The sequence below is a fragment of the Pseudoduganella sp. jia 9 genome (assembly GCF_055502615.1).
Genome location: NZ_JBUPWE010000007.1, coordinates 150,168 through 171,815, shown reverse-complemented (window position 1 = coordinate 171,815; position 21,648 = coordinate 150,168). Strand labels below are relative to the sequence as shown.

Annotated in this window: 21 protein-coding genes and 1 tRNA gene; 21 read left to right on the top strand and 1 reads right to left on the bottom strand. The window is 63.4% G+C overall.

The window, feature by feature from the left end:
- Positions 1–175: 175 nt before the first annotated feature.
- The 14 genes from pstC (at position 176) to ACY34H_RS10400 (ending at position 14,567) form a co-directional block, all read left to right on the top strand.
- Positions 176–1,120 (top strand): phosphate ABC transporter permease subunit PstC, encoded by a 945-nt coding sequence (pstC, locus tag ACY34H_RS10465; protein WP_464977590.1) that lies wholly within the window; start codon positions 176–178, stop codon positions 1,118–1,120.
- Positions 1,120–1,980, top strand: a complete 861-nt coding sequence (gene pstA / locus ACY34H_RS10460) for a phosphate ABC transporter permease PstA (protein WP_464977589.1) — start codon at positions 1,120–1,122, stop codon at positions 1,978–1,980. Before pstC ends, pstA begins: the two co-directional genes overlap by 1 nt.
- 35 nt (positions 1,981–2,015) lie before the next feature.
- Complete coding sequence (gene pstB, locus ACY34H_RS10455) at positions 2,016–2,804, top strand: phosphate ABC transporter ATP-binding protein PstB (RefSeq protein ID WP_464977429.1); 789 nt, start codon at positions 2,016–2,018, stop codon at positions 2,802–2,804.
- Between the two features lie 19 nt (positions 2,805–2,823).
- The gene (gene phoU, locus ACY34H_RS10450; RefSeq protein ID WP_464977428.1) at positions 2,824–3,531 is read left to right on the top strand and encodes a phosphate signaling complex protein PhoU; all 708 of its coding nucleotides are present in this window, start codon (positions 2,824–2,826) and stop codon (positions 3,529–3,531) included.
- 7 nt (positions 3,532–3,538) lie between these two features.
- Positions 3,539–4,231 (top strand): response regulator, encoded by a 693-nt coding sequence (locus ACY34H_RS10445; RefSeq protein ID WP_464977427.1) that lies wholly within the window; start codon positions 3,539–3,541, stop codon positions 4,229–4,231.
- Positions 4,228–5,547 (top strand): phosphate regulon sensor histidine kinase PhoR, encoded by a 1,320-nt coding sequence (phoR, locus tag ACY34H_RS10440; protein WP_464977426.1) that lies wholly within the window; start codon positions 4,228–4,230, stop codon positions 5,545–5,547. The genes ACY34H_RS10445 and phoR overlap by 4 nt, the downstream gene beginning before the upstream one ends.
- Positions 5,548–5,600: 53 nt before the next feature.
- Entirely contained in the window at positions 5,601–6,632 is a 1,032-nt protein-coding gene (locus tag ACY34H_RS10435) for a patatin-like phospholipase family protein (protein ID WP_464977425.1), read from the top strand.
- Between the two features lie 52 nt (positions 6,633–6,684).
- Positions 6,685–7,089, top strand: a complete 405-nt coding sequence (locus ACY34H_RS10430) for a GlcG/HbpS family heme-binding protein (RefSeq protein WP_464977424.1) — start codon at positions 6,685–6,687, stop codon at positions 7,087–7,089.
- A gap of 109 nt (positions 7,090–7,198) precedes the next feature.
- Positions 7,199–7,897 (top strand): PEP-CTERM sorting domain-containing protein, encoded by a 699-nt coding sequence (locus tag ACY34H_RS10425; protein ID WP_464977423.1) that lies wholly within the window; start codon positions 7,199–7,201, stop codon positions 7,895–7,897.
- Positions 7,898–8,097: 200 nt separating this feature from the next.
- Positions 8,098–8,811 carry a PEP-CTERM sorting domain-containing protein gene (locus ACY34H_RS10420; RefSeq protein WP_464977422.1) on the top strand — a complete coding sequence of 238 codons (714 nt, stop codon included), beginning with the start codon at positions 8,098–8,100 and terminating at the stop codon, positions 8,809–8,811.
- A gap of 247 nt (positions 8,812–9,058) precedes the next feature.
- Positions 9,059–10,222, top strand: a complete 1,164-nt coding sequence (carA, locus tag ACY34H_RS10415) for a glutamine-hydrolyzing carbamoyl-phosphate synthase small subunit (RefSeq protein ID WP_464977421.1) — start codon at positions 9,059–9,061, stop codon at positions 10,220–10,222.
- Between the two features lie 2 nt (positions 10,223–10,224).
- The gene (gene carB / locus ACY34H_RS10410; RefSeq protein ID WP_464977420.1) at positions 10,225–13,455 is read left to right on the top strand and encodes a carbamoyl-phosphate synthase large subunit; all 3,231 of its coding nucleotides are present in this window, start codon (positions 10,225–10,227) and stop codon (positions 13,453–13,455) included.
- Between the two features lie 174 nt (positions 13,456–13,629).
- On the top strand, positions 13,630–14,106 hold the full coding sequence (greA, locus tag ACY34H_RS10405) for a transcription elongation factor GreA (RefSeq protein WP_130185134.1): 477 nt from the start codon (positions 13,630–13,632) through the stop codon (positions 14,104–14,106).
- Entirely contained in the window at positions 14,106–14,567 is a 462-nt protein-coding gene (locus tag ACY34H_RS10400) for a DUF4149 domain-containing protein (protein WP_464977419.1), read from the top strand. The genes greA and ACY34H_RS10400 overlap by 1 nt, the downstream gene beginning before the upstream one ends.
- Positions 14,568–14,648: 81 nt before the next feature.
- On the opposite strand, the gene yhbY is transcribed toward ACY34H_RS10400, so the two are convergent.
- Positions 14,649–15,116 carry a ribosome assembly RNA-binding protein YhbY gene (gene yhbY / locus ACY34H_RS10395; protein WP_464977418.1) on the bottom strand — a complete coding sequence of 156 codons (468 nt, stop codon included), beginning with the start codon at positions 15,114–15,116 and terminating at the stop codon, positions 14,649–14,651.
- Positions 15,117–15,159: 43 nt separating this feature from the next.
- Between yhbY and ACY34H_RS10390 the strand changes: the two genes are divergently transcribed.
- The 7 genes from ACY34H_RS10390 to ACY34H_RS10360 all read left to right on the top strand — a co-directional run bounded on the left by ACY34H_RS10390 (position 15,160) and on the right by ACY34H_RS10360 (position 21,641).
- On the top strand, positions 15,160–15,810 hold the full coding sequence (locus tag ACY34H_RS10390; RefSeq protein WP_464977417.1) for an RlmE family RNA methyltransferase: 651 nt from the start codon (positions 15,160–15,162) through the stop codon (positions 15,808–15,810).
- A gap of 280 nt (positions 15,811–16,090) precedes the next feature.
- Positions 16,091–17,974: an ATP-dependent zinc metalloprotease FtsH gene (ftsH, locus tag ACY34H_RS10385; RefSeq protein ID WP_464977416.1), complete on the top strand. Its 1,884-nt coding sequence runs from the start codon at positions 16,091–16,093 to the stop codon at positions 17,972–17,974.
- A gap of 66 nt (positions 17,975–18,040) precedes the next feature.
- The gene (gene folP, locus ACY34H_RS10380; protein ID WP_464977415.1) at positions 18,041–18,886 is read left to right on the top strand and encodes a dihydropteroate synthase; all 846 of its coding nucleotides are present in this window, start codon (positions 18,041–18,043) and stop codon (positions 18,884–18,886) included.
- Between the two features lie 10 nt (positions 18,887–18,896).
- A complete protein-coding gene (gene glmM / locus ACY34H_RS10375; protein WP_464977414.1) occupies positions 18,897–20,255 on the top strand; it encodes a phosphoglucosamine mutase in 1,359 nt (452 codons plus the stop codon).
- Between the two features lie 169 nt (positions 20,256–20,424).
- A tRNA-Arg gene (locus ACY34H_RS10370) sits at positions 20,425–20,501 on the top strand.
- Between the two features lie 222 nt (positions 20,502–20,723).
- A complete protein-coding gene (locus ACY34H_RS10365; RefSeq protein WP_464977413.1) occupies positions 20,724–20,912 on the top strand; it encodes a hypothetical protein in 189 nt (62 codons plus the stop codon).
- Between the two features lie 81 nt (positions 20,913–20,993).
- The gene (locus ACY34H_RS10360; protein WP_464977412.1) at positions 20,994–21,641 is read left to right on the top strand and encodes a zinc ribbon domain-containing protein; all 648 of its coding nucleotides are present in this window, start codon (positions 20,994–20,996) and stop codon (positions 21,639–21,641) included.
- Positions 21,642–21,648: the final 7 nt, after the last annotated feature.

Genomic DNA, 21,648 nt, shown 5'->3' with positions numbered 1-21,648 from the left:
CTGCTCCCTCGGCTGACCCCGAGGGGGTTATCCGGGGGAGCTCGGCTGGTAAAACAGCGGGATCTCCCGGTTAGCCAATTCCAGAAAAACATCCAAAACTATGTCCATGAGTGCTGAAATGACTTCCGTCCCCGGGGCGGAGACGCAGGCGGTATCGACCGTGTCGCAGGCGGCAATGCAATCGGTGATGCGCCGGCAGCGGATCCAGGACTGGATCTTCCACAAGGTCACGATGACGTTTGCCTTGTCCGTGCTGTTCGTGCTGGTCGGCATCATCATCTCGCTGGCCATGGGGGCGTGGCCGGCGCTGAAGGAATTCGGTCCCGGTTTCGTTACCCGTGTCGAGTGGGATCCGATCAACGACCAGTACGGCGCGCTGATCGCCATCGTCGGCACGCTGTCGACGGCCGGCATCGCGCTGCTGATCGCGTTCCCCGTCAGCTTCGGCATCGCCCTGTTCCTGACCGAGATCTGCCCGGTGTGGCTGAAGCGTCCGCTGGGGACGGCGATCGAACTGCTGGCCGGCGTGCCGTCGATCATCTACGGCATGTGGGGCCTGTTCGTGTTCGTGCCGCTGTTCGGCGACTATGTCCAGCCGTTCCTGAAGGCCACGCTGGGCCAGATTCCGTTCATCGGCGTGCTGTTCTCCGGCCCGACGATGGGCATCGGCATCCTGACCGCCGCGCTGATCCTGGCGATCATGATCATTCCCTTCATCTCTTCCGTGATGCGCGACGTGTTCGAGATCGTGCCGGCCGTGCTGAAGGAATCGGCATACGGCCTGGGTTGCACGCGCTGGGAAGTGGTGCGCAAGATCGTGCTGCCGTACACCAAGACCGGCGTCGTCGGCGGCGTGATGCTGGGCCTGGGCCGCGCGCTGGGCGAAACGATGGCCGTGACCTTCGTGATCGGTAACGCCAACAAGCTGTCCGCGTCGCTGTTCGCACCTGGCAACAGTATCGCTTCCACGCTGGCCAACGAATTCGGCGAAGCCGCCACGACGCTGCACGTATCGTCGCTGTTCGCGCTGGCGCTGATCCTGTTCGTGATCACGTTCATCGTCCTGTCCGCCGCCAAGCTGATGCTGGCCGGCATGTCCCGCAAAGAAGGTGTCAAATGATGCAAACCGCCGCAATGAATCCCGTCTACCGCCGGCGCCTGTGGACGCACCGGATCGGCATCGCCATGTCGGTCGCCGCCATGTCGGTCGGCGTCATCGTGCTGCTGTGGATCCTGGCCACGCTGCTGATCAACGGGCTCGCCGCGCTGACGCCGGCGCTGTTTACCGAGACCACGCCCGCGCCCGGCAGTGAAGGTGGCGGCCTGATGAACGCCATCGTCGGCAGCCTGCTGATGGTGGGCCTGTCGACGCTGGTATCGACGCCGATCGGCATCCTGGCCGGCATTTACCTGGCCGAGTACGGCGAGGAAAACAAGGTGGCCGCCGTGACCCGCTTCGTCACCGACATCATGCTGTCGGCACCGTCGATCGTGATCGGCCTGTTCGTCTACGCACTGTATGTGGCCAACGTGAACCACTTCTCCGGTTATGCCGGTTCGCTGGCGCTGACGCTGATCGCCGTGCCGGTGGTCGTGCGCACCACCGACAACATGCTGCGCCTGGTGCCGAACAGCCTGCTCGAAGCGGCCTTCGCGCTGGGTGCGCCGCGCTGGAAAGTGGCCACGCTGGTGCGCCTGCGCGCCGTAAAGGCCGGCGTCGTCACCGGCGTGCTGCTGGCCGTGGCCCGCGTGACCGGCGAGACGGCGCCGCTGCTGTTCACCGCGCTGTCGAACCAGTTCTTCAATGCCGACATGAACAAGCCGATGGCCAACCTGCCGTATGTGATCTACCAGTTCGCGATGAGCCCGTATGACAACTGGCGTGACCTGGCCTGGGCCGGCGCATTGCTGGTCACGTTCAGCGTGCTGGCATTGAACATCCTGTCGCGCACTGTCTTCTCGCAGAAGATCCCGAATTAAACCTTGTAATGATTACCACTCCAAGAGCTGACCATATGAACGCGCAAGCGACCGCATCCGCGAAGCAGGCATCGAAGATCATCGAGATCAAGAACCTTAACTTTTTCTACGGCAAGACCCGCAGCCTGCACAACGTCAACCTGGACATCCATGAGCGCCAGGTGACGGCCTTCATCGGCCCCTCGGGCTGCGGCAAGTCGACCCTGCTGCGCACGCTGAACCGCATGTACGACCTGTATCCCGGCCAGCGCGCGGAAGGCACTATCGCTTATCGCGGTACCAACATCCTCGAAGGCAGCCAGGACGTGAACATGCTGCGCGCCAAGGTCGGTATGGTGTTCCAGAAGCCGACGCCGTTCCCGATGTCGATCTACGACAACATCGCCTTCGGCGTGCGCCTGTACGAGAACCTGTCGAAAGGCGAGATGGACGAGCGCGTGGAGTGGGCGCTGAAGAAGGCCGCGCTGTGGACCGAAGTCAAGGACAAGCTGGGCAAGAGCGGCCTGTCGCTGTCCGGCGGCCAGCAGCAGCGCCTGTGCATCGCCCGCGGCGTGGCCGTGAAACCGGACGTGCTGCTGCTCGATGAACCGACCTCCGCACTGGACCCGATCTCCACGTCGAAGGTGGAAGAACTGATCAGCGAGCTGAAGCAGGACTACACGATCGCCATCGTCACCCACAACATGCAGCAGGCCGCCCGCTGCTCCGACTACACCGCCTACATGTACCTGGGCGAGCTGGTCGAGTTCGGCGAAACGGACCAGATCTTCATGAACCCGGCCCGCAAGGAAACCCAGGATTACATCACCGGCCGCTTCGGCTGACCAGAAAGGCACCACCACCATGATGGGTGAACATTCCTCCAAGGCTTACGACCACGACCTGGAAGCGATCCGCTCGAAGGTGCTGCTGATGGGCGGCATGGTCGAGACGCAATTCCTCGATGCGATGACCTGTTTCCGCATCGGCAACCAGGAGCGCGCCGAGCGCGTGATCCGCGAAGACGACGCCGTCAACCAGCTCGAAGTGCAGCTGGACGACCAGTGCAGCCACCTGATCGTGCGCCGCCAGCCGGCCGCCAACGACCTGCGCACGATCATGGCGACGATCAAGGTGATCACGGACCTGGAGCGTATCGGCGACGAGTCCACCAAGATCGCGCGCACCGCCAAGAGCCTGCACAGCCGCGGCGCCGTGACGGTCAACCATTACGAGATGGTACGCAATATCGCCACCGCCACCAGCGACATGCTGCACGACGCGCTGGACGCGTTCGCCCGCAACGACCAGGCCCAGGCAGCGGAGCTGATCGCCCAGGACGCGGTGATCGATCACGAGTTCCGCACCATCATGCGCAACCTGATTACGTTCATGATGGAAGATCCGCGTACAATTTCGGCTGCACTGGACACGATGTGGGTCGCCAAGGCGATCGAGCGCATCGGCGACCATGCGAAGAACATTGCCGAATACGTCATCTACGTGGTGGAAGGCGTCGACATCCGTCATAGCCGCGCCGTTGCGGTGGGCGAAGGAATCAAGGAAGACTGAACTACAGATGGCAGCGGATAAAACGACAGTACTGATTGTTGAAGATGAACCGGCGATTGTCGAACTGGTCACGTTCTCGCTGCGCGAGTCGGGCTGGAACGTGTGTTCGGTGCAGAGCACGCAGGAGGCGTGGGATTTCATTCACGAGCGCAAGCCGCAACTGATCCTGCTGGACTGGATGCTGCCGGACCAGACCGGCCTGCGCCTGCTGGCCCGCATCCGCGGCGACCGGCACTTTGCCGACATCCCCATCATCATGCTCACGGCGAAGAGCATGGAAGAAGACAAGCTGGCGGGCCTGAACAACGGCGCCGACGACTACATCACGAAGCCGTTTTCGCCGCGCGAACTGCTGGCCCGCTCGCGGGCGCTGCTGCGCCGCAAGAGCCCGGAACATGCCGATACGGCCATGCGCGCCGGTCCGATCACGCTGGACCCGATCAGCTGCACCGTGTCGCTGGGCCAGGGCAAGATCGATATCGGCCATGCCGAATATAAACTGCTGAAGTTCTTCCTTGCGCATCCGGAGCGCGTGTTTTCGCGCAGCCAGCTGCTCGACAAGGTGTGGGGCGACCATGTGGTGATCGAGGAGCGCACAGTAGACGTGCACGTGCTGCGCCTGCGCAAGGCGCTGAAGGAAGCGGAACACCTGATCAAGACGGTGCGCAGCGTCGGCTACATGCTGTCCGAAAAGACATGAATCCGAAGTTCGTGTTCTGGGTGCCGGTCGCCATCCAGATGACTGCCGGCGCGTTCTGCATCGGCCTGTTGTGGTGGTGGTTCGGCATGCTGCCGGCGTTGCTGACCGCGCTGGCCGCCCTGGGCACGATGGTGCTGGTGCAGCTGCATTACCTGTACCAGCTGTCCGGCTGGCTCGACGAGCCGAACAGTGCCAAGCTGCCCGACGGCTGGGGTGAATGGACGCCGGTGTTTTCCCGGCTGTACCGGCTGCGCCGCGACGACGAGAAAAACCAGGCCGAGCTGACCGAATGGCTGGCCCGCTTCCGCCAGGCGATGCACCTGCTGCCGGACGGCGTGGTGATCATGGACGACGTGCTGTTCCTCGAATGGTGCAACCCGGCCGCCGAAGAGCACCTGGGGCTGCGGCACGACCGCGACAAGGGCATGCGCGTGACGAACCTGGTGCGCAGTCCCGACTTCATGGATTACCTGATCCTGGGCCGCTACGACCAGCCGCTGGTGCTGTCGTTCCGCGGGCGCAAGCTGATCACGCACATCATTCCGTTCGAGAACCGCCGGCAGATCCTCGTCACGCACGACGTCACGGAAAGCGAGCGCACCGACATGATGCGCCGCGATTTCGTCGCCAATGCCTCGCACGAACTGCGCACGCCGCTCACGGTGGTGCTGGGCTTCCTGGAAATCGCCGCCGCCGAGCAGCTCGACGAGGGCACGCGCCAGGCTCACCTGAAGCTGATGATGGACCAGGCCTACCGGATGCAGCACCTGATCGAGGACATGCTGACCCTGTCGCGCCTGGAGTCGATCGACCACCCGGTGCGCGCCGAGCAGGTCGATATCCAGAAGCTGCTGGCCAAGGTGCGGCGCGATGCGCAGGCGCTTTCCGCCGGCAAGCACGAGATCGTGCTGGAGATGCGCGGCGGCGACGTGATGGGCAGCGTGGATGAGCTGTACAGCGCCTTCGGCAACCTGGCCGCGAACGCGGTGCGCTATACGCCGGCCGGGGGTACCGTGTCGATGACGTGGGAAGACACGGCGACCGGGGTGCGCTTCACGGTGCGCGACACCGGCATCGGCATCAGCCCCGAGCACATTTCCAGGCTCACCGAGCGCTTCTACCGGGTCGACAAGAGCCGTTCGCGGGAAACCCAGGGTACCGGCCTGGGCCTGGCAATCGTCAAGCACGTGCTGCTGCGCCACAACGGCACGCTGTCGATCAGTTCGGAGCCGGGCAAGGGCAGCACGTTCACCGTGAACCTGCCGAAGTCGCTTTCCGCCGCGCCGCAGCCGGCGGCCGCGCTGGCCATGAACTGATACAATCTGCCGTTTGACCGCGTGCCGTCCCGCGCGCGCCCCAACCGAAGCAGATGACCTCGATCTTCCTGAAACGACTGACCGCGTGCGCGCTGGCCGCGGCATTCCTGGCCGGCTGCGGCAGCGCCCCCGTCGCCGTGCCGCCTGCCGGGCCGGCCGTGCTGCCGCCGATGGCCGGTGCGACGCCGGGAACGCCTGGTGCGCTGCCGCCGGTGATTCCGCCCGCGCTCGGCGATTCGACCCCCACTCTCCATGTGCCCGCCGCGCCGCCGCAACGCAAGGTGAAGATCGGCCTGGCGCTGGGCGGCGGCGCCGCGCGCGGCTTCGCGCACATCGGCGTGATCAAGGCGCTGGAGGCCAACGGCATCATGGCCGACGTCGTCGTCGGCACCAGCGCCGGCAGCGTGGTCGGCGCGCTGTATGCGGCAGGCAACAATGCCGGCGCGCTGCAAAAGATGGCGTATGCGATGGACGAAGCGTCCATCTCGGACTGGGCGCTGCCGCTGTTCGGCACCAAGTCCGGCGTATTGAAGGGCGTGGCGCTGCAAAGCTATGTCAACAAGGCGGTCAACAATCGCCCCATCGAAAAGCTCAAGCTGCCGTTCGGCGCCGTGGCGTCCGACCTGAAGACGGGCCAGCCGATCCTGTTTACGCGCGGGAACACGGGGCAGGCGGTACGTGCCAGCTCGGCCGTGCCGGGCGTGTTCCAGCCGGTGACCATTGGCCAGCGCACCTACGTGGACGGCGGCCTGGTGGCGCCGGTGCCGGTGCGCTATACCCGGGAAATGGGCGCCGAGTTCATCATTGCCGTCAACATCAGCACGCAGACCGAGGCGCAGGCCGCCGTGTCGTCGCTCGAAGTGATCATGCAGACGTTCTCGATCATGGGCCAGCGCATCAACCAGTACGAGCTGCGCGATGCCGACGTGGTGATCCAGCCGCCGCTGGGCAATATGGCCAGCAACGACTTCGCCAGCCGCGCGCGCGCCATGCAGGCCGGCGAGAAGGCCACGCTGGCGCTGATGGCCCAGATCAAGCAGAAACTGAAGGCGCGCCGGGAATCGCCCGCCGTGGCCGCGAAGTGATCGACCCAGCAGTTTTATCCGCAGCACATTCATCAACCGAAGGAAGAACCAAATGCAAAGCAAGCCTTACCTGACACTCGCCGATGTGAAGAAGATCGCTGCCGCCGCCGAAGCCGAAGCGCTGGCCAATGACTGGGCGGTGTCGATCGCGATCGTCGACGACGGCGGCCACCTGCTGTGGCAGCAGCGCCTGGATGGCGCCGCGCCGCTGACCGCGCACATCGCCCCGGCCAAGGCCAAGACGTCGGCGCTGGGTCGCCGCGAAACGAAGATCTACGAAGACGTGATCAACAACGGCCGCTACGCATTCCTGACGGCGCCGGAAGTGGAAGGCCTGCTGGAAGGCGGCGTCAACATCGTCGTCGATGGCCACTCGATCGGCGCCGTTGGCGTTTCGGGCGTGAAGTCCGACCAGGATGCGCAGATCGCCAGGGCCGGCATCGCCGCGCTGGGCTGATATCTTTCCACCTCCGTCTGGACTCTTTGGCCGCGGCTGCTAATCTGTAAGCCGGCACAGCCGAAGCGGCGGCGCCCGCCGCCAACTTTATCTCTCGACGGAGGTATCAATGAAACATGCATTGGCCGGGCTCATGCTCGGCGTGTTGTTGTGCATCCCCGTTCGCGCCGCCACCAGCATCGACACGGCGGCATTCACCATCACCTACATCGACGGGCCGGCACCGGAAGACTGGAGCATCACCCAGGTGGACCTGTTTCCCGGAACGTACAGCTTTTCGCTCGATACGCTGAACCAGCACCTGGCCGGGGTCGAGGCGCACGATATGGCCGGCGCCGGCGCGTCGACGGACCAGGCGTTCTGGAGTGCGCTGCAGCTCGACATCAATGCCGGTTACCGTGTGTCGCGCGTGATGCTCACCGGCGTGGCCTTCGGCCAGCTGTCGCCGGGGCAGTTGCCCGATTTCCCTCCAGGCATCGTCCACAATGAAGCCAACGCTCATCTCACCGTGTCGTCGACGATGACGTGGAGCTCGCTGAACGGCGACATCGGGGCGGAAAACACCATCGACGTGTCGTCGCCGGCGCTGAACCTGACAGGCTTGGCCGACGTCGGCATCTCCGGCACGCTGCTGGCACAGGCCTGGGGTGTCGAAGGCGGCGGGGCGTTTGCCGAATCGATGGCATCGGCATCGTTGCGCGACCTGGTGCTGCACGTGGAAGTGTCGGCGGTGCCCGAACCGGCCACTTATGGGATGCTGCTTGCCGGCTTCGTCCTGCTCGGCGCGGCGGCGCGCCGCCATCATTGAGCCTCACTTATTGAGCCTCACTTTGCCGGCAGGGCTTGCTTTGCCGGGCACGGTTCGGCGCGGCCGGCCGGTGGTGGACAGGGCAAGCAGGTGAATGGCAGGCGTTACAATTTTGTACATGTTTTGAGATACTTCCCCAGCAGATTTGCCGTAGCTCAGCAATTAGACTGCGTGGCTTCAACGACAACATTGGAGAAGCCATGCAGTTCCTCACACGCACCCTGTGCGCCGCCATCCTGTTTCACTCAGCAGCCGCCTGTGCGAGCATCTACCCCATCTACGAAGGCGCCGCATTCACGCTCGACAGGAACGATGTCGAGCCGGAGGTACCCATCTGGCTTGCGTCGGAAACCGCCACCTCGGTGACGTTCTCGCTGTGGGGCATCGAGGATGGGCTGAACACCGCCACGGATTCGTCGTACATGCCTCACAGTTGGGACCGCAAGACCACGGAGAACGGCCTGGAGATCTCCGTCAAGGACGGCTACCGGATCACCAGCATCCAGGTCACCGGCAAGTTCAAGGGGGCATTGCATCCGGTGCCCTACACGATGCCGGGCGATGCCAGCAATCACGTGGGCTTCGCCCTGCATGTGGCAGGCATGGAGATGACATCCGCCGGTGCCGACGACGTGGAAGGCACGCAGGCATTCGCGCTGTCCACCGGCCCCATCGGGCGGGAAGGCGAGTTCGGGCTGGCGCTGCATGGCAACAGCGAGTCGACCGCGGAAAGTGTCTGGTACTACGACGACGTGTGGGGCGACCAGTACTGGCTGGGTGCGCAGTCGTCGGCCGGCATTTCCGATCTTCGCCTGACCATCAACGTATCGCCGGTGCCGGAGCCGGGAACCTGCGCCATGCTGCTGGCCGGGCTGGCCGTCACCGGCCTGGCCGCGCGCCGGCGCCGGAGGTAGCCACGGCAGTGCGGATGGCTGCGCCATCGGCTGGCGTTTCAAGGCAGAATAGCTTGGCCTGCGCCGTTCCGGCATTGCCGGAACGGCTCCTTTGAGTTACAATTCAAAGGTTTAGCCAATACTTATCTACCGTAGCGCCTACCACATCATCCCATTCTCATCTGACCCGCAGCCAGGCCTAGCCCGGCTAATTTTTTATGCGGGTCGCTGACGTGGCGCGGCTACGGTAACTTTACAGGAGTTGCCCTTGCCGCCATTTTTTTCTGGCCCATCCGTTCCAGCCATCCTGGCTCTTGCCGATGGTACCGTCTTCAAAGGTTATTCGATCGGCGCCGCCGGTCACACCACGGGTGAAGTCGTCTTCAACACCTCGATCACCGGGTATCAGGAAATCCTGACCGACCCCAGCTATTCGCGCCAGATCGTCACGCTGACGTATCCGCACATTGGCAACTACGGCATCAACACCGAGGACGTCGAGGCATCGAAAGTCCACGCCGCCGGCCTGATCATCCGTGACCTGCCGCTGCTGGCGTCGAATTTCCGCTCCACCCAGTCGCTGGCCGACTACCTGAAGGCCGAGAACGTGGTCGCCATTGCCGGCATCGATACCCGCAAGCTGACGCGCCTGCTGCGCGAAAAAGGCGCGCAGGCCGGTGCCATCCTGACGGGTACGCAAGGCAACGAACCTTCCGTGGCGCAGGCCGTCGAGCTGGCCCGCTCGTTCCCGGGCCTGGCCGGCATGGACCTGGCCAAGGTCGTGACCACCCAGGCCGCCTACGAATTCACCGAGACCGAATGGACGCTGGGCGAAGGCTACGGCAAGGTGGAGAACCCGCGCTTCCACGTGGTGGCGTTCGACTATGGCGTGAAGCGCAACATCCTGCGCATGCTGGCCCAGCGCGGCTGCAAGGTCACCGTGCTGCCGGCGCAATCGACCGCGGCCGATGCGCTGGCGCTGAACCCGGACGGCATCTTCCTGGCCAACGGCCCCGGCGATCCTGAACCGTGCGACTACGCGATCCGCGCCACGCGCGAACTGATGGAAAAGAAGATCCCCACGTTCGGCATCTGCCTGGGCCACCAGATCATGGCGCTGGCCTCCGGCGCGAAGACGCTGAAGATGAAGTTCGGCCACCACGGCGCCAACCACCCGGTGCAGGACCTGGATTCGAAGCAGGTGCTGATCACGTCGCAGAACCACGGTTTCGCCGTGGATGCCGCGACCCTGCCCGATAACTGCCGCGTCACCCACGTGTCGCTGTTCGACGGTTCGCTGCAGGGCTTTGCCCGCACCGACACCCCCGCGTTCTGCTTCCAGGGCCACCCCGAAGCATCGCCTGGCCCCACCGACGTATCGTACCTGTTTGACCGCTTCATCTCGATGATGGAAGCAGCGGAGAAGAAATAAAAATGCCAAAACGTTCAGACATCAAAAGCATCCTGATTATCGGCTCCGGCCCGATCGTGATCGGCCAGGCCTGCGAATTCGACTACTCCGGCGCGCAAGCCTGCAAGGCGCTGCGCGAAGAGGGCTATAAAGTCATCCTGGTGAACAGCAACCCGGCGACGATCATGACCGACCCGGAAATGGCCGACGTCACCTACATCGAGCCGATCACCTGGCAGGTGGTGGAGCGCATCCTGGCGAAGGAACGCCCGGACGCGATCCTGCCGACGATGGGCGGCCAGACCGCGCTGAACTGCGCGCTGGACCTGCACAACAACGGCGTGCTGGCCAAGTACAACGTGGAGCTGATCGGCGCGACGCCGGAAGCGATCGACAAGGCCGAGGACCGTTCCAAGTTCAAGGACGCGATGACCAAGATCGGCCTGGGTTCGGCACGCTCGGGCGTGGCGCACTCGATGGACGAGGCGTGGGCGGTGCAGCGCGAAGTGGGCTTCCCGACCATCATCCGGCCGTCGTTCACGATGGGCGGCAGCGGCGGCGGCATCGCCTACAACGAGGAGGAGTTCGAGCAGATCTGCAAGCGCGGCCTGGAAGCTTCGCCGACCAACGAGCTGCTGATCGAAGAATCGCTGCTGGGCTGGAAAGAGTACGAGATGGAAGTGGTGCGCGACAAGGCGGACAACTGCATCATCATCTGCTCGATCGAGAACCTGGACCCGATGGGCGTGCACACCGGCGACTCGATCACCGTGGCACCGGCGCAGACGCTGACCGACAAGGAATACCAGATCATGCGCAACGCCAGTCTGGCGGTGCTGCGCGAGATCGGCGTGGATACGGGCGGTTCGAACGTGCAGTTCTCGATCAACCCGAAGGACGGCCGCATGATCGTCATCGAGATGAACCCGCGCGTGTCGCGTTCTTCCGCGCTGGCATCGAAGGCCACCGGCTTCCCGATCGCCAAGGTGGCGGCGAAGCTGGCCGTGGGCTTCACGCTCGACGAGCTGCGCAACGAGATCACCGGCGGCGCGACCCCGGCCTCGTTCGAGCCGTCGATCGACTACGTGGTCACGAAGATCCCCCGCTTTGCATTTGAAAAATTCCCGACCGCCGACGACCATCTCACCACGCAGATGAAATCGGTGGGCGAAGTGATGGCGATGGGCCGCACCTTCCAGGAATCGTTCCAGAAGGCGCTGCGCGGCCTGGAAGTGGGCGTCGACGGCATGAACCAGATGACGGTCGACCGCGAGAAGATCGAAGAGGAACTGGGCGAGCCGGGTCCGGAGCGCATCTGGTACGTGGGCGATGCGTTCGCCCAGGGCTTCACGATGGAAGAAGTGCACAACCTGACCAAGATCGATCCGTGGTTCCTCGTGCAGATCAAGGAAATCGTCGACCTGGAACTGTGGCTGGACACGCAGAAGCTCGAGAACCTGGACAAGAACACGCTGTACCGCCTGAAGCAGAAGGGCTTCTCGGACCGCCGCCTGGCCTACCTGCTGCAGACCACCGATACCGCCGTGCGCGAACAGCGCCGCGCGCTGGGCATCCGCCCGGTGTACAAGCGCGTCGACACCTGCGCCGCCGAATTCGCCACCAACACCGCGTACATGTACTCCACGTACGACGAGGAATGCGAATCGAACCCGACCGACAAGAAGAAGATCATGGTGCTGGGCGGCGGCCCGAACCGGATCGGCCAGGGCATCGAGTTCGACTACTGCTGCGTGCACGCGGCGCTGGCGATGCGCGAGGACGGCTACGAGACCATCATGGTCAACTGCAACCCGGAAACCGTGTCGACCGACTACGACACGTCGGACCGCCTGTACTTCGAATCGCTGACGCTGGAAGACGTGCTGGAAATCGTCGACCTGGAAAAACCGGTCGGCGTGATCGTGCAGTACGGCGGCCAGACGCCGCTGAAGCTGGCCCTCGACCTGGAACGGAACGGTGTGCCGATCGTCGGCACCTCGCCTGACATGATCGATGCGGCCGAAGACCGCGAGCGCTTCCAGAAGCTGCTGCAGGACCTGGAACTGCGCCAGCCGCCGAACCGCACGGCGCGCACCGAAGAAGAGGCCCTCAAGCTGGCCCAGGAAATCGGCTACCCGCTGGTGGTGCGTCCATCGTACGTGCTGGGCGGCCGCGCGATGGAAATCGTGCACGAGCAGCGCGACCTGGAGCGCTACATGCGCGAAGCGGTGAAGGTGTCGAACGATTCGCCGGTGCTGCTGGACCGCTTCCTGAACGACGCGATCGAGTGCGATGTGGATTGCATCTCCGATGGCGAGACCACCTTCATCGGCGGCGTGATGGAACACATCGAACAGGCCGGCGTGCACTCGGGCGACTCGGCCTGCTCGCTGCCGCCGTACTCGCTGTCGCAGGACACCATCGACGAACTGAAGCGCCAGACCGCGCTGATGGCCAAGGGCCTGAACGTGGTCGGCCTGATGAACGTGCAGTTCGCGATCCAGAAGCAGGAGATCGATGGCGTCGAGAAGGATGTCGTGTTCGTCCTGGAAGTGAACCCGCGTGCGTCGCGCACGGTGCCGTTCGTGTCGAAGGCCACCGGCCTGCAGCTGGCGAAGATCGCCGCGCGCTGCATGGTGGGCCAGACGCTGTCGGCGCAGGGCATCACGCAGGAAGTCGTGCCGCCTTACTACAGCGTCAAGGAAGCCGTGTTCCCGTTCGTGAAATTCCCGGGCGTGGACACCATCCTCGGTCCTGAAATGAAGTCGACCGGTGAAGTGATGGGCGTGGGCCAGACATTCGCGGAAGCGTTCGTGAAGTCGCAGCTGGGCGCCGGCGTGAAACTGCCGAAGTCCGGCAAGGTGTTCCTGTCCGTGAAGGCATCGGACAAGCCGCGCGCCGTGAAAGTGGCGCGCGACCTGGTCGAGGCCGGCTTCTCGCTGGTGGCGACGAAGGGCACGGCGGCCGTGATCTCGGCGGCGGGCATTCCCGTCACGCCGGTCAACAAGGTGGTCGAAGGCCGTCCGCACGTGGTCGACATGATCAAGAACCACGAGATTGCGCTTGTCATCAACACGGTCGAGGAAAAGCGCAGCGCCATCGTCGACTCGCGGGCGATCCGCACGTCGGCACTGCAGTCGCGCGTGACGACGTACACGACGATCGCGGGCGCCGAGGCCGCGGTGGCCGGTATCCGCCACCTGGACGAGTTGCAGGTGTACGATTTACAAGGGCTGCATAAGTCTTTACACTAAGCCTCATTGCGGGTCGTGACAGGCCCGCTGACAAGTTGCTGGTACGCTCTGGTTTGCTGTGCCTGGACGCATTCCGCCCAGGCCCGGCCAGACCAGATGCGAGACCAAATGACAGAGCCCGCGCCGAAGCATGGCGCGGGCTCTGTGCTTTTTCATTTACCCAAGAGACGACACATGAATTCTGTTCCCCTCACCAAATACGGCGCCGAGCTCCTGAAGGAAGAACTGCACCAGCTGAAAACGAAGGAACGCCGTATCGTCATCGATGCGATCGCCGAAGCGCGCTCGCACGGCGATCTGTCCGAAAACGCCGAATACGATGCCGCGAAAGAGCGCCAGGCGTTCGTCGAAGGCCGCATCGCCGAGCTCGAAGGCAAGCTGTCGAGCGCGCAGATCATCGACCCGGCCACGCTGGATGCGGAAGGCCGCGTGGTCTTCGGCGCCACCGTCGACCTGGAAGACCTGGAATCGGGCCAGAAGGTCAGCTACCAGATCGTTGGCACCGACGAGGCCGACATCAAGGTCAACAAGGTTTCCGTGACCTCGCCGATCGCCCGCGCGCTGATCGGCAAGTCGGCTGGCGACGTGGTCGAAGTGCAGGCCCCGAGCGGCCCGCGCGAATACGAAATCCTCGAAGTGCACTACGTGTGATGCCGGCGAAAGCGGGGCTGCTCGGCAAGGTTCGCTTGCTCGTGGCCGTACTGTGGGCCGGCAGCCTGTGGACCATCGGCTACCTCGTGGCGCCGACGCTGTTCGCGACGCTGTCCGATCGCGTGCTGGCCGGCACGATCGCCGGCGCGATGTTCCATGCCGAGGCGATGCTGTCGCTCGGCTGCGCACTGGCGCTGCTGGTGCTGCTGAAGTTCGCGACGCCGGACTGGACGCCGGCGCGCCGCCGCATCGTGCTGGCGCTGGTGGCCGCGATGGCGCTGTGCACCGTCGTCAGCCACTTCGGCCTGCAGCCGATGATGGCCGAACTGCGCGCCGCGGCCGGGCCGGGCGGCGTGATGGAATCGGCGGCGAAGTCGCGTTTCGGCATGCTGCACGGAATTTCCAGCGTGATCTACCTGGTGCAGAGTTTCCTGGCCGGCTGGCTGATCCTGAAGCAATAGTTACTGTAGAAATGGGGACGTACCCCATTTTTCGAGCAATAAAAAAGCGGGCAGTGCCCGCTTTCCTGGTCAATCTGGCAGTTAGCCCGCGACGTTCTTCTTGGTGCTGGACTGGCGCTTCTTGGCACGCTTGATGGTGCCGCCTTCGGTGACGCGTTCATTGCCCTTCAGCATGACCTTGCTGACGGTCGGCTTCTTGTTGCCGCTGGCGCTGGGCTTGACGATGGTGACCATGCGCATGCCCTTGCCGGTTTTCGCGGTACGGGCTTTCTCGGCTTCCTTCTTCGGCCGGTACAGTACCAGCAGCTTGCCGATGTGCTGGACGGGAGCGGCTTCCAGTTGCGCGCAGATGGTTTCGTACATCTCGATGCGCGCTTCGCGGTCGTCGCCGAACACGCGGACCTTGATCAGGCCGTGGGAATCCAGTCCCAGTTCGATTTCCTTCATCACGGCCTCGGTCAGGCCGGCTTCCCCAATGAGGACGATGGGCTTGAGCGCGTGGGCTTCTGCGCGCAGGGCGCTGCGCTCAACAGGGGTCAGATTCAACATAATGATTTATAGGTAGTTCTCTTAAAGGCAGTATTCTACGCGAATGGCAAAGAACAAATTAAACAAAAACTGGTTGCACGACCATATTAACGACCCCTACGTGAAGGCTGCACAGAAGGACGGCTACCGGGCCCGGGCGGCTTACAAGCTCAAGGAGATCGACGAAGACGAGAAACTGGTCCGCTCGGGCCAGGTGATCGTCGACCTGGGGTGCACGCCCGGCAGCTGGGGCCAGTACGTGCGGCGCAAGCTGGCGGGCAAGGAGGGGGGCGGCATCAACGGCACGATCATCGGCCTCGATATCCTGCCGATGGAACCGATCGCCGACATGCACTTCATCCAGGGCGATTTCCGCGAACAGGAGAGCGTCGACCAGCTGGCCGCGCTGCTGCAGGGACGCAAGGTCGACCTGGTGCTGTCGGACATGGCGCCGAATCTCTCCGGCATCGCCACGGCAGATGCGGCCAGGATGGAAGACCTGATCGACCTGGCGATCGAATTTTCGCAATTGCACCTGAAACCGGGCGGCGCCTTGCTGGTGAAATGTTTCAAGGACATGGGTTTTTCGCAGATCGTGGAGAAATTCCGCCATGAGTTCAAGACCGTCGCGCAGAAAAAACCAAAGGCCAGCCGCGATAAATCGTCGGAAATCTTCCTGCTGGGGCGCGGCCTGAAGCAACCAGCCGAAAACTGACATGCCGGCATTTCACCGCGTGCCGCCGCAGCAGGTGCCCGGAAAAGCCGGAAATATTGCGCGGCGGGCTTGTAATTCTCGCGGAAAGCCGCACATCGAGCGCGTGCAGCTTGTTTTGCATGCGGTCCGCGCCGGTTTGCGGTACCGGATTTGAAGTTTAGTTACGTGCGCGGCTCCATTCGCGCACCTTTAGGCCGCTTTGTAGCACGCTTTGGCCTAATGCGGGTAAAATCGAATTTCTGCTACAGGTAACAGGTGCGCGAGCATCCAAGGAGTTTTCGTGAATAACATGTTTTCCAAATCCGCCATCTGGGTTGTCGTAGCCCTGTTGTTGTTCATGCTGTTCAAGCAATTCGACAACCACAGCATCTCCGGCGGCAGCAAGACCATCGCGTATTCCGACCTGCTGGATGAGATCAAGGCGAAGCGCATCAAGGACCTCGTCATCGAGGGCAGCACCATCACCGCGACGAAAACGGACGATACGCGCGTGCGCACCACGTCCACCTACCTGGATCGCGGCCTGATCGGCGACCTGCGCGACAATGGTGTGCGCTTCGACGTGCGTCCGCCGGAAGAGCCATCGTTCCTGCAGCAGGTCTTCGTGTCGTGGTTCCCGATGCTGCTGCTGATCGGTGTGTGGATCTTCTTCATGCGCCAGATGCAGGGCGGCGGCAAGGGCGGGGCATTCTCGTTCGGCAAGTCGAAAGCCCGCATGCTGGATGAAACCAACAATACCGTCACGTTCTCCGACGTGGCCGGTTGCGACGAAGCCAAGGAAGAAGTGACGGAAATCGTCGACTTCCTGCGCGATCCGACCAAGTTCCAGAAACTGGGTGGCCGCATTCCCCGCGGCGTGCTGATGGTGGGGCCGCCGGGTACCGGTAAAACCCTGCTGGCCCGTGCGATCGCCGGCGAAGCGAAAGTACCGTTCTTCTCGATTTCCGGTTCCGACTTCGTTGAAATGTTCGTCGGCGTGGGTGCGTCCCGCGTGCGCGACATGTTTGAAAACGCCAAGAAGCATTCGCCGTGCATCATCTTCATCGACGAGATCGACGCCGTTGGCCGTCACCGCGGTGCCGGCATGGGCGGCGGCAACGACGAACGCGAGCAGACGCTGAACCAGCTGCTCGTCGAGATGGACGGCTTCGAGGCATCCTCCGGTGTCATCGTGATCGCCGCAACCAACCGCGCCGACGTGCTCGACAAGGCGCTGCTGCGTCCGGGCCGCTTCGACCGCCAGGTATCGGTGGGCTTGCCGGATATCCGCGGCCGCGAGCAGATCCTGAACGTGCACATGCGCAAGGTGCCAATCAGCACCGACGTGAAGGCCGACATCCTGGCCCGCGGCACGCCGGGCTTCTCCGGCGCCGACCTGGCCAACCTGGTCAACGAGGCCGCTCTGTTTGCCGCGCGCCGCAGCAAGCGCCTGGTCGACATGCAGGATTTCGAGGATGCCAAGGACAAGATCTTCATGGGCCCGGAACGCAAGTCGATGGTGATCCGCGAAGAGGAACGCCGCAACACGGCGTACCACGAGTCCGGCCACGCCGTCGTCGCGAAGCTGCTGCCGAAGGCCGATCCGGTGCACAAGGTCACGATCATGCCGCGCGGCTGGGCACTGGGCCTGACCTGGCAGTTGCCCGAGCACGACCGGATTTCGGGCTACAAGGACAAGATGCTGGAAGAGATCTCGATCCTGTTCGGCGGCCGTATTGCCGAGGAACTGTTCGTCGGCCAGATGTCCACCGGCGCCTCGAACGACTTCCAGCGCGCCACCAAGCTGGCCCGCTCGATGGTCACGAAATTCGGCATGTCCGACTCGCTGGGCGTGATGGTGTACGAGGATGAGGCAAACGAAGGCTTCCTGGGCGGCAGCAACAAGACCATTTCGGAAGCCACGCAGCAGAAAGTGGATGCCGAGATCCGCGCGATCCTCGACATGCAGTATGCCTTGGCACGCAAGCTGCTAGACGAAAACCGCGACAAGGTCGAAATGATGACGAAGGCACTGCTCGACTGGGAAACCATCGACGCCGACCAGATCAACGACATCATGGCCGGCCATGAACCGCGTCCGCCGAAGGCCGGCGTGACGCTGCGCAAGCAGCCGAACGGCGACGGTCCGTCGTCCGCTTCGCCGAACGCCACCGCGCCGGCGTAATACCGCCGCCGATGTTGTATCAAAAAGGGTGAGGAGCGATCCTCGCCCTTTTCATTTGTAGAAATCATGTCCCAGATCCCCTTCGGCCGCCATGCATTGCCGGCCAACCGTGCCCTCGTGATGGGCATCCTGAACGTCACCCCCGATTCGTTTTCCGATGGCGGCAAGTTTGCCGCGCTGGACTACGCCCTGTCCCATGCCGAGCAGATGATCCGCGATGGCGTCGACATCATCGATGTCGGCGGCGAATCCACGCGGCCCGGCGCGCCGCTGGTACCGGCCGAGGAAGAGCTGCGCCGCGTGCTGCCGGTGCTGTACGCGCTGCGCGAATGCGGAACGCCGGTGTCGCTCGATACCTACAAGCCGGCACTGATGAAGGAAGCGGTGCTGGCCGGCGTCGACATGATCAACGATATCAATGCCTTCCGCGCACCCGGCGCCATCGAGGCCGTGCGCGACAGCGACTGTGCGCTCTGCATCATGCACATGCTTGACAAACCTGCAACAATGCAGGATAAACCTGCCTATGACGATGTCGTACTGGAAGTGACGGCATTCCTGCGCGAACGAATCGACACGCTGACGGCTGCCGGCATTGACCGGCGTCGGCTGTGGATCGATCCGGGGTTTGGTTTCGGCAAGACCGTCGAGCATAATTATGCTTTGCTGAAGGCCGGCAGGCGCATGGTCGACGAGCTTGGCGTCCCGCTGCTGGCGGGACTGTCCCGCAAGTCGATGATCGGCGCCGTCACCGGCAAGCCCGTCGAAGCGCGGCTGGCCGGCAGCATCGGCGGCGCGCTGGCCGCCGTTGCCCACGGTGCAGGCATCGTTCGCGTGCACGACGTGGCCGAGACGGTCGACGCCTTGAAGGTATGGTACGCAGCGACTGGCAACCAAGTAAACACTAACTGAAGAGAACAACATGGCACGTAAATATTTCGGAACCGATGGTATCCGTGGACTGGTCGGTGAAGCACCGATCACACCGGATTTCGTGATGCGCCTGGGTTACGCCGCCGGCAAGGTGCTGGCGCGCACGGTCACGGCGGGCGCGGTCCGTCCCACCGTCCTGATCGGCAAGGACACGCGGATTTCCGGTTATATGCTGGAAGCTGCCCTGGAAGCAGGCTTCGCGGCCGCGGGCGTCGACGTGATGCTGGCCGGCCCGATGCCGACGCCCGCCATCGCTTACCTGACGCGCGCACTGCGGCTGTCGGCCGGCGTCGTGATTTCGGCTTCGCACAACCCGTTCCAGGATAACGGCATCAAGTTCTTTTCCGAGCAGGGCACGAAGCTGCCCGATTCCGTCGAACTGGCCATCGAGGCGCAGATCGACCAGCCGATGGCATGTGTGTCGTCCGAGAAACTGGGTCGCGCCAAGCGCCTCGAGGATGCCCAGGGCCGCTACATCGAATTCTGCAAGAGCACGTTCCCGAACGAGCTGGACCTGCGCGGCCTGAAGATCGTCGTCGACAGTGCGCATGGTGCCGCCTACAACATCGCGCCGCACGTTTTCCATGAACTGGGCGCCGAAGTGATTTCGATCGGCAACAAGCCGGACGGTTTCAACATCAACGAAGGCCATGGCGCCACCGCGCCGAAGGCCATGGCCGCCGCGGTGCTGGCCCACGATGCCGACTTGGGCATCGCGCTGGACGGCGATGCGGATCGCCTGATCATGTGCGATGCGAACGGCCGCCTGTACAACGGCGACGAACTGCTGTACGTGATGGTGATGGACCGCCTGGCGACCGGCGAGGTGAAAGGCGCTGTCGGCACGCTGATGACGAACATGGCGCTCGAAGTGACGTTCAAGCAAAAAGGCATCGGCTTTGCGCGCGCCAAGGTGGGCGACCGCTACGTGCTCGAAGTGATGAAGGAAAACGGCTGGATCCTGGGCGGCGAGGGCAGCGGCCACCTGCTGGCACTGGACAAGCACACCACCGGCGACGGCATCATCTCGGCGCTGCAGGTCTTGTCCGCACTGAAGCGCAGCGGCCAGACGCTGGCGCAGATCGCCGGCCAGCTCGAACTGTTCCCGCAAACGCTGATCAATGTGCGCGTACCGGCCGGCTTCGACTGGCAGAACAATCCCGCGATGGTGGCCGAGAAGGAAGCCGTCGAGCGCGAACTGGGCGACAGCGGCCGCGTGCTGATCCGCGCATCCGGCACCGAACCGCTGATCCGCGTGATGGTCGAGGCGCGCGACGAGGCCCTGGCGCAGAAGTGTGCCCGCCGCATCGCCGACAAGGTCGAAGTGCCGCAGGCGAACGCGGCCTGATAAACGGCACTGGGGCGTCGATTGACGCTGCCGGTGCCGAGCGGTTATCATTTTGCTCCGACAGCGGGATGCTGCCCGCTTTCCTCGACAGCGCGCGCCAGTGCGTTTCCCAAAGATCGGTACGGTTGCCGGTCTATCTTCCGGAATCCCCGCGGAATAGCTGTTTTTTCTGCCCATAGCTCAGCTGGATAGAGCAACGGCCTTCTAAGCCGTAGGTCGCTGGTTCGAACCCAGCTGGGCAGGCCAGTCCCTCATCGCTTGTGTTGCAGTATCCCTCCGCAGCGCCTGGGTCCATTTTTTTTGTCGTCCCATGGATGCCCTGCGCCGTTATTGATGTCGTGTCCGCCTTGTTTTTCCGACCGACTGTTCACATTTGCTTACCATCGAAACATCGCCGTTGCGCGCACGAAGCACGCCCGGCGCTATGCTGAACTTGCCGGCGCATGCCGGCCCCCGGCGAGGTAACCCATGCACGATGACCACACGACTTCCGACCAGACATTGCGCAGCGATGCGGCCACTGCCGCCATCATCGAGGAAGCGTTGCGCGTCTGCGCCAGCGAAGGCATCGACGGCGCGATCCGCTACATGGAACAGCGAGAGCTCGACCGCAAGATGATCCTGCGCGTGCTCTGTTCACCGAAATTCCATCGCTGATCCAGTGTCGGTATAACAACAATCTTTACCCGGAAATAGTTGTCGTCGTTATAATGGCACGCTTCTGATTCGGAGAGTGCCATGTCGGAGATCCGGTTTTCCAGCAATTACCAGGACCTGAGCCAGTCGACCGGCGTCGATGCCGGTTTCCAGTTCGAGTTCTATTGCGAGCGGTGCCGCGACCGCTGGCGCACGCATTACAAGGCATATCGCAGCGGCCAGGCCTCCGGCTGGATCCAGAAGGGCGCAGGCATCTTTGGCGGCCTGCTGGGCAATGCCAGCACGGTGCTGAGCGGGATGGCCCAGGCAGGCTGGCACAGTGCCCGCGACGATGCCTTCAAGGAAGCGATCGCCGACGCCAAGGAGCACTTCAACCGTTGCGGCAACTGCCATGATTACGTCTGCGAGCCGTGCTTCGACGGCGCCAATGGCCTGTGCTTCAATTGCGCGCCGAATGTACAGGTGGCGATCACCAAGGCCCGCGCCCAGAGCGAAGTGCGCAGCGCGGCCGATCGCGCGGCAACGGAAGGCGAGAGCCGCGGCACGCGCCACGACGTCCGGCAGGACATGCAGCTCGTCTGTCCTCAATGCCGGGCCGAAACGCACGGTGCCAAGTTCTGCCCGGAATGCGGGGTCAAGATGGCGCAGCAGGTAGCCTGCACTGCGTGCTCGACGCTGCTGCAACCGGGAACCAGGTTCTGCACCGAATGCGGCCATCGGCAAGGCTGAGCCGTCA

Bases quoted from the DNA above. Each gene is read 5' to 3' on its own strand.
- greA (WP_130185134.1), top strand. From the start codon at position 13,630: ATGAATTCTGTTCCCCTCACCAAATACGGCGCCGAGCTCCTGAAGGAA.
- glmM (WP_464977414.1), top strand. From the start codon at position 18,897: ATGGCACGTAAATATTTCGGAACCGATGGTATCCGTGGACTGGTCGGT.
- pstA (WP_464977589.1), top strand. From the start codon at position 1,120: ATGCAAACCGCCGCAATGAATCCCGTCTACCGCCGGCGCCTGTGGACG.
- ACY34H_RS10420 (WP_464977422.1), top strand. From the start codon at position 8,098: ATGCAGTTCCTCACACGCACCCTGTGCGCCGCCATCCTGTTTCACTCA.
- ACY34H_RS10430 (WP_464977424.1), top strand. From the start codon at position 6,685: ATGCAAAGCAAGCCTTACCTGACACTCGCCGATGTGAAGAAGATCGCT.
- ACY34H_RS10425 (WP_464977423.1), top strand. From the start codon at position 7,199: ATGAAACATGCATTGGCCGGGCTCATGCTCGGCGTGTTGTTGTGCATC.
- carB (WP_464977420.1), top strand. From the start codon at position 10,225: ATGCCAAAACGTTCAGACATCAAAAGCATCCTGATTATCGGCTCCGGC.
- ACY34H_RS10365 (WP_464977413.1), top strand. From the start codon at position 20,724: ATGCACGATGACCACACGACTTCCGACCAGACATTGCGCAGCGATGCG.
- yhbY (WP_464977418.1), bottom strand. From the start codon at position 15,116: ATGTTGAATCTGACCCCTGTTGAGCGCAGCGCCCTGCGCGCAGAAGCC.
- phoR (WP_464977426.1), top strand. From the start codon at position 4,228: ATGAATCCGAAGTTCGTGTTCTGGGTGCCGGTCGCCATCCAGATGACT.
- ACY34H_RS10390 (WP_464977417.1), top strand. From the start codon at position 15,160: ATGGCAAAGAACAAATTAAACAAAAACTGGTTGCACGACCATATTAAC.
- phoU (WP_464977428.1), top strand. From the start codon at position 2,824: ATGATGGGTGAACATTCCTCCAAGGCTTACGACCACGACCTGGAAGCG.
- ACY34H_RS10445 (WP_464977427.1), top strand. From the start codon at position 3,539: ATGGCAGCGGATAAAACGACAGTACTGATTGTTGAAGATGAACCGGCG.
- pstC (WP_464977590.1), top strand. From the start codon at position 176: ATGCAATCGGTGATGCGCCGGCAGCGGATCCAGGACTGGATCTTCCAC.
- ACY34H_RS10360 (WP_464977412.1), top strand. From the start codon at position 20,994: ATGTCGGAGATCCGGTTTTCCAGCAATTACCAGGACCTGAGCCAGTCG.
- ACY34H_RS10400 (WP_464977419.1), top strand. From the start codon at position 14,106: ATGCCGGCGAAAGCGGGGCTGCTCGGCAAGGTTCGCTTGCTCGTGGCC.
- folP (WP_464977415.1), top strand. From the start codon at position 18,041: ATGTCCCAGATCCCCTTCGGCCGCCATGCATTGCCGGCCAACCGTGCC.
- ACY34H_RS10435 (WP_464977425.1), top strand. From the start codon at position 5,601: ATGACCTCGATCTTCCTGAAACGACTGACCGCGTGCGCGCTGGCCGCG.
- pstB (WP_464977429.1), top strand. From the start codon at position 2,016: ATGAACGCGCAAGCGACCGCATCCGCGAAGCAGGCATCGAAGATCATC.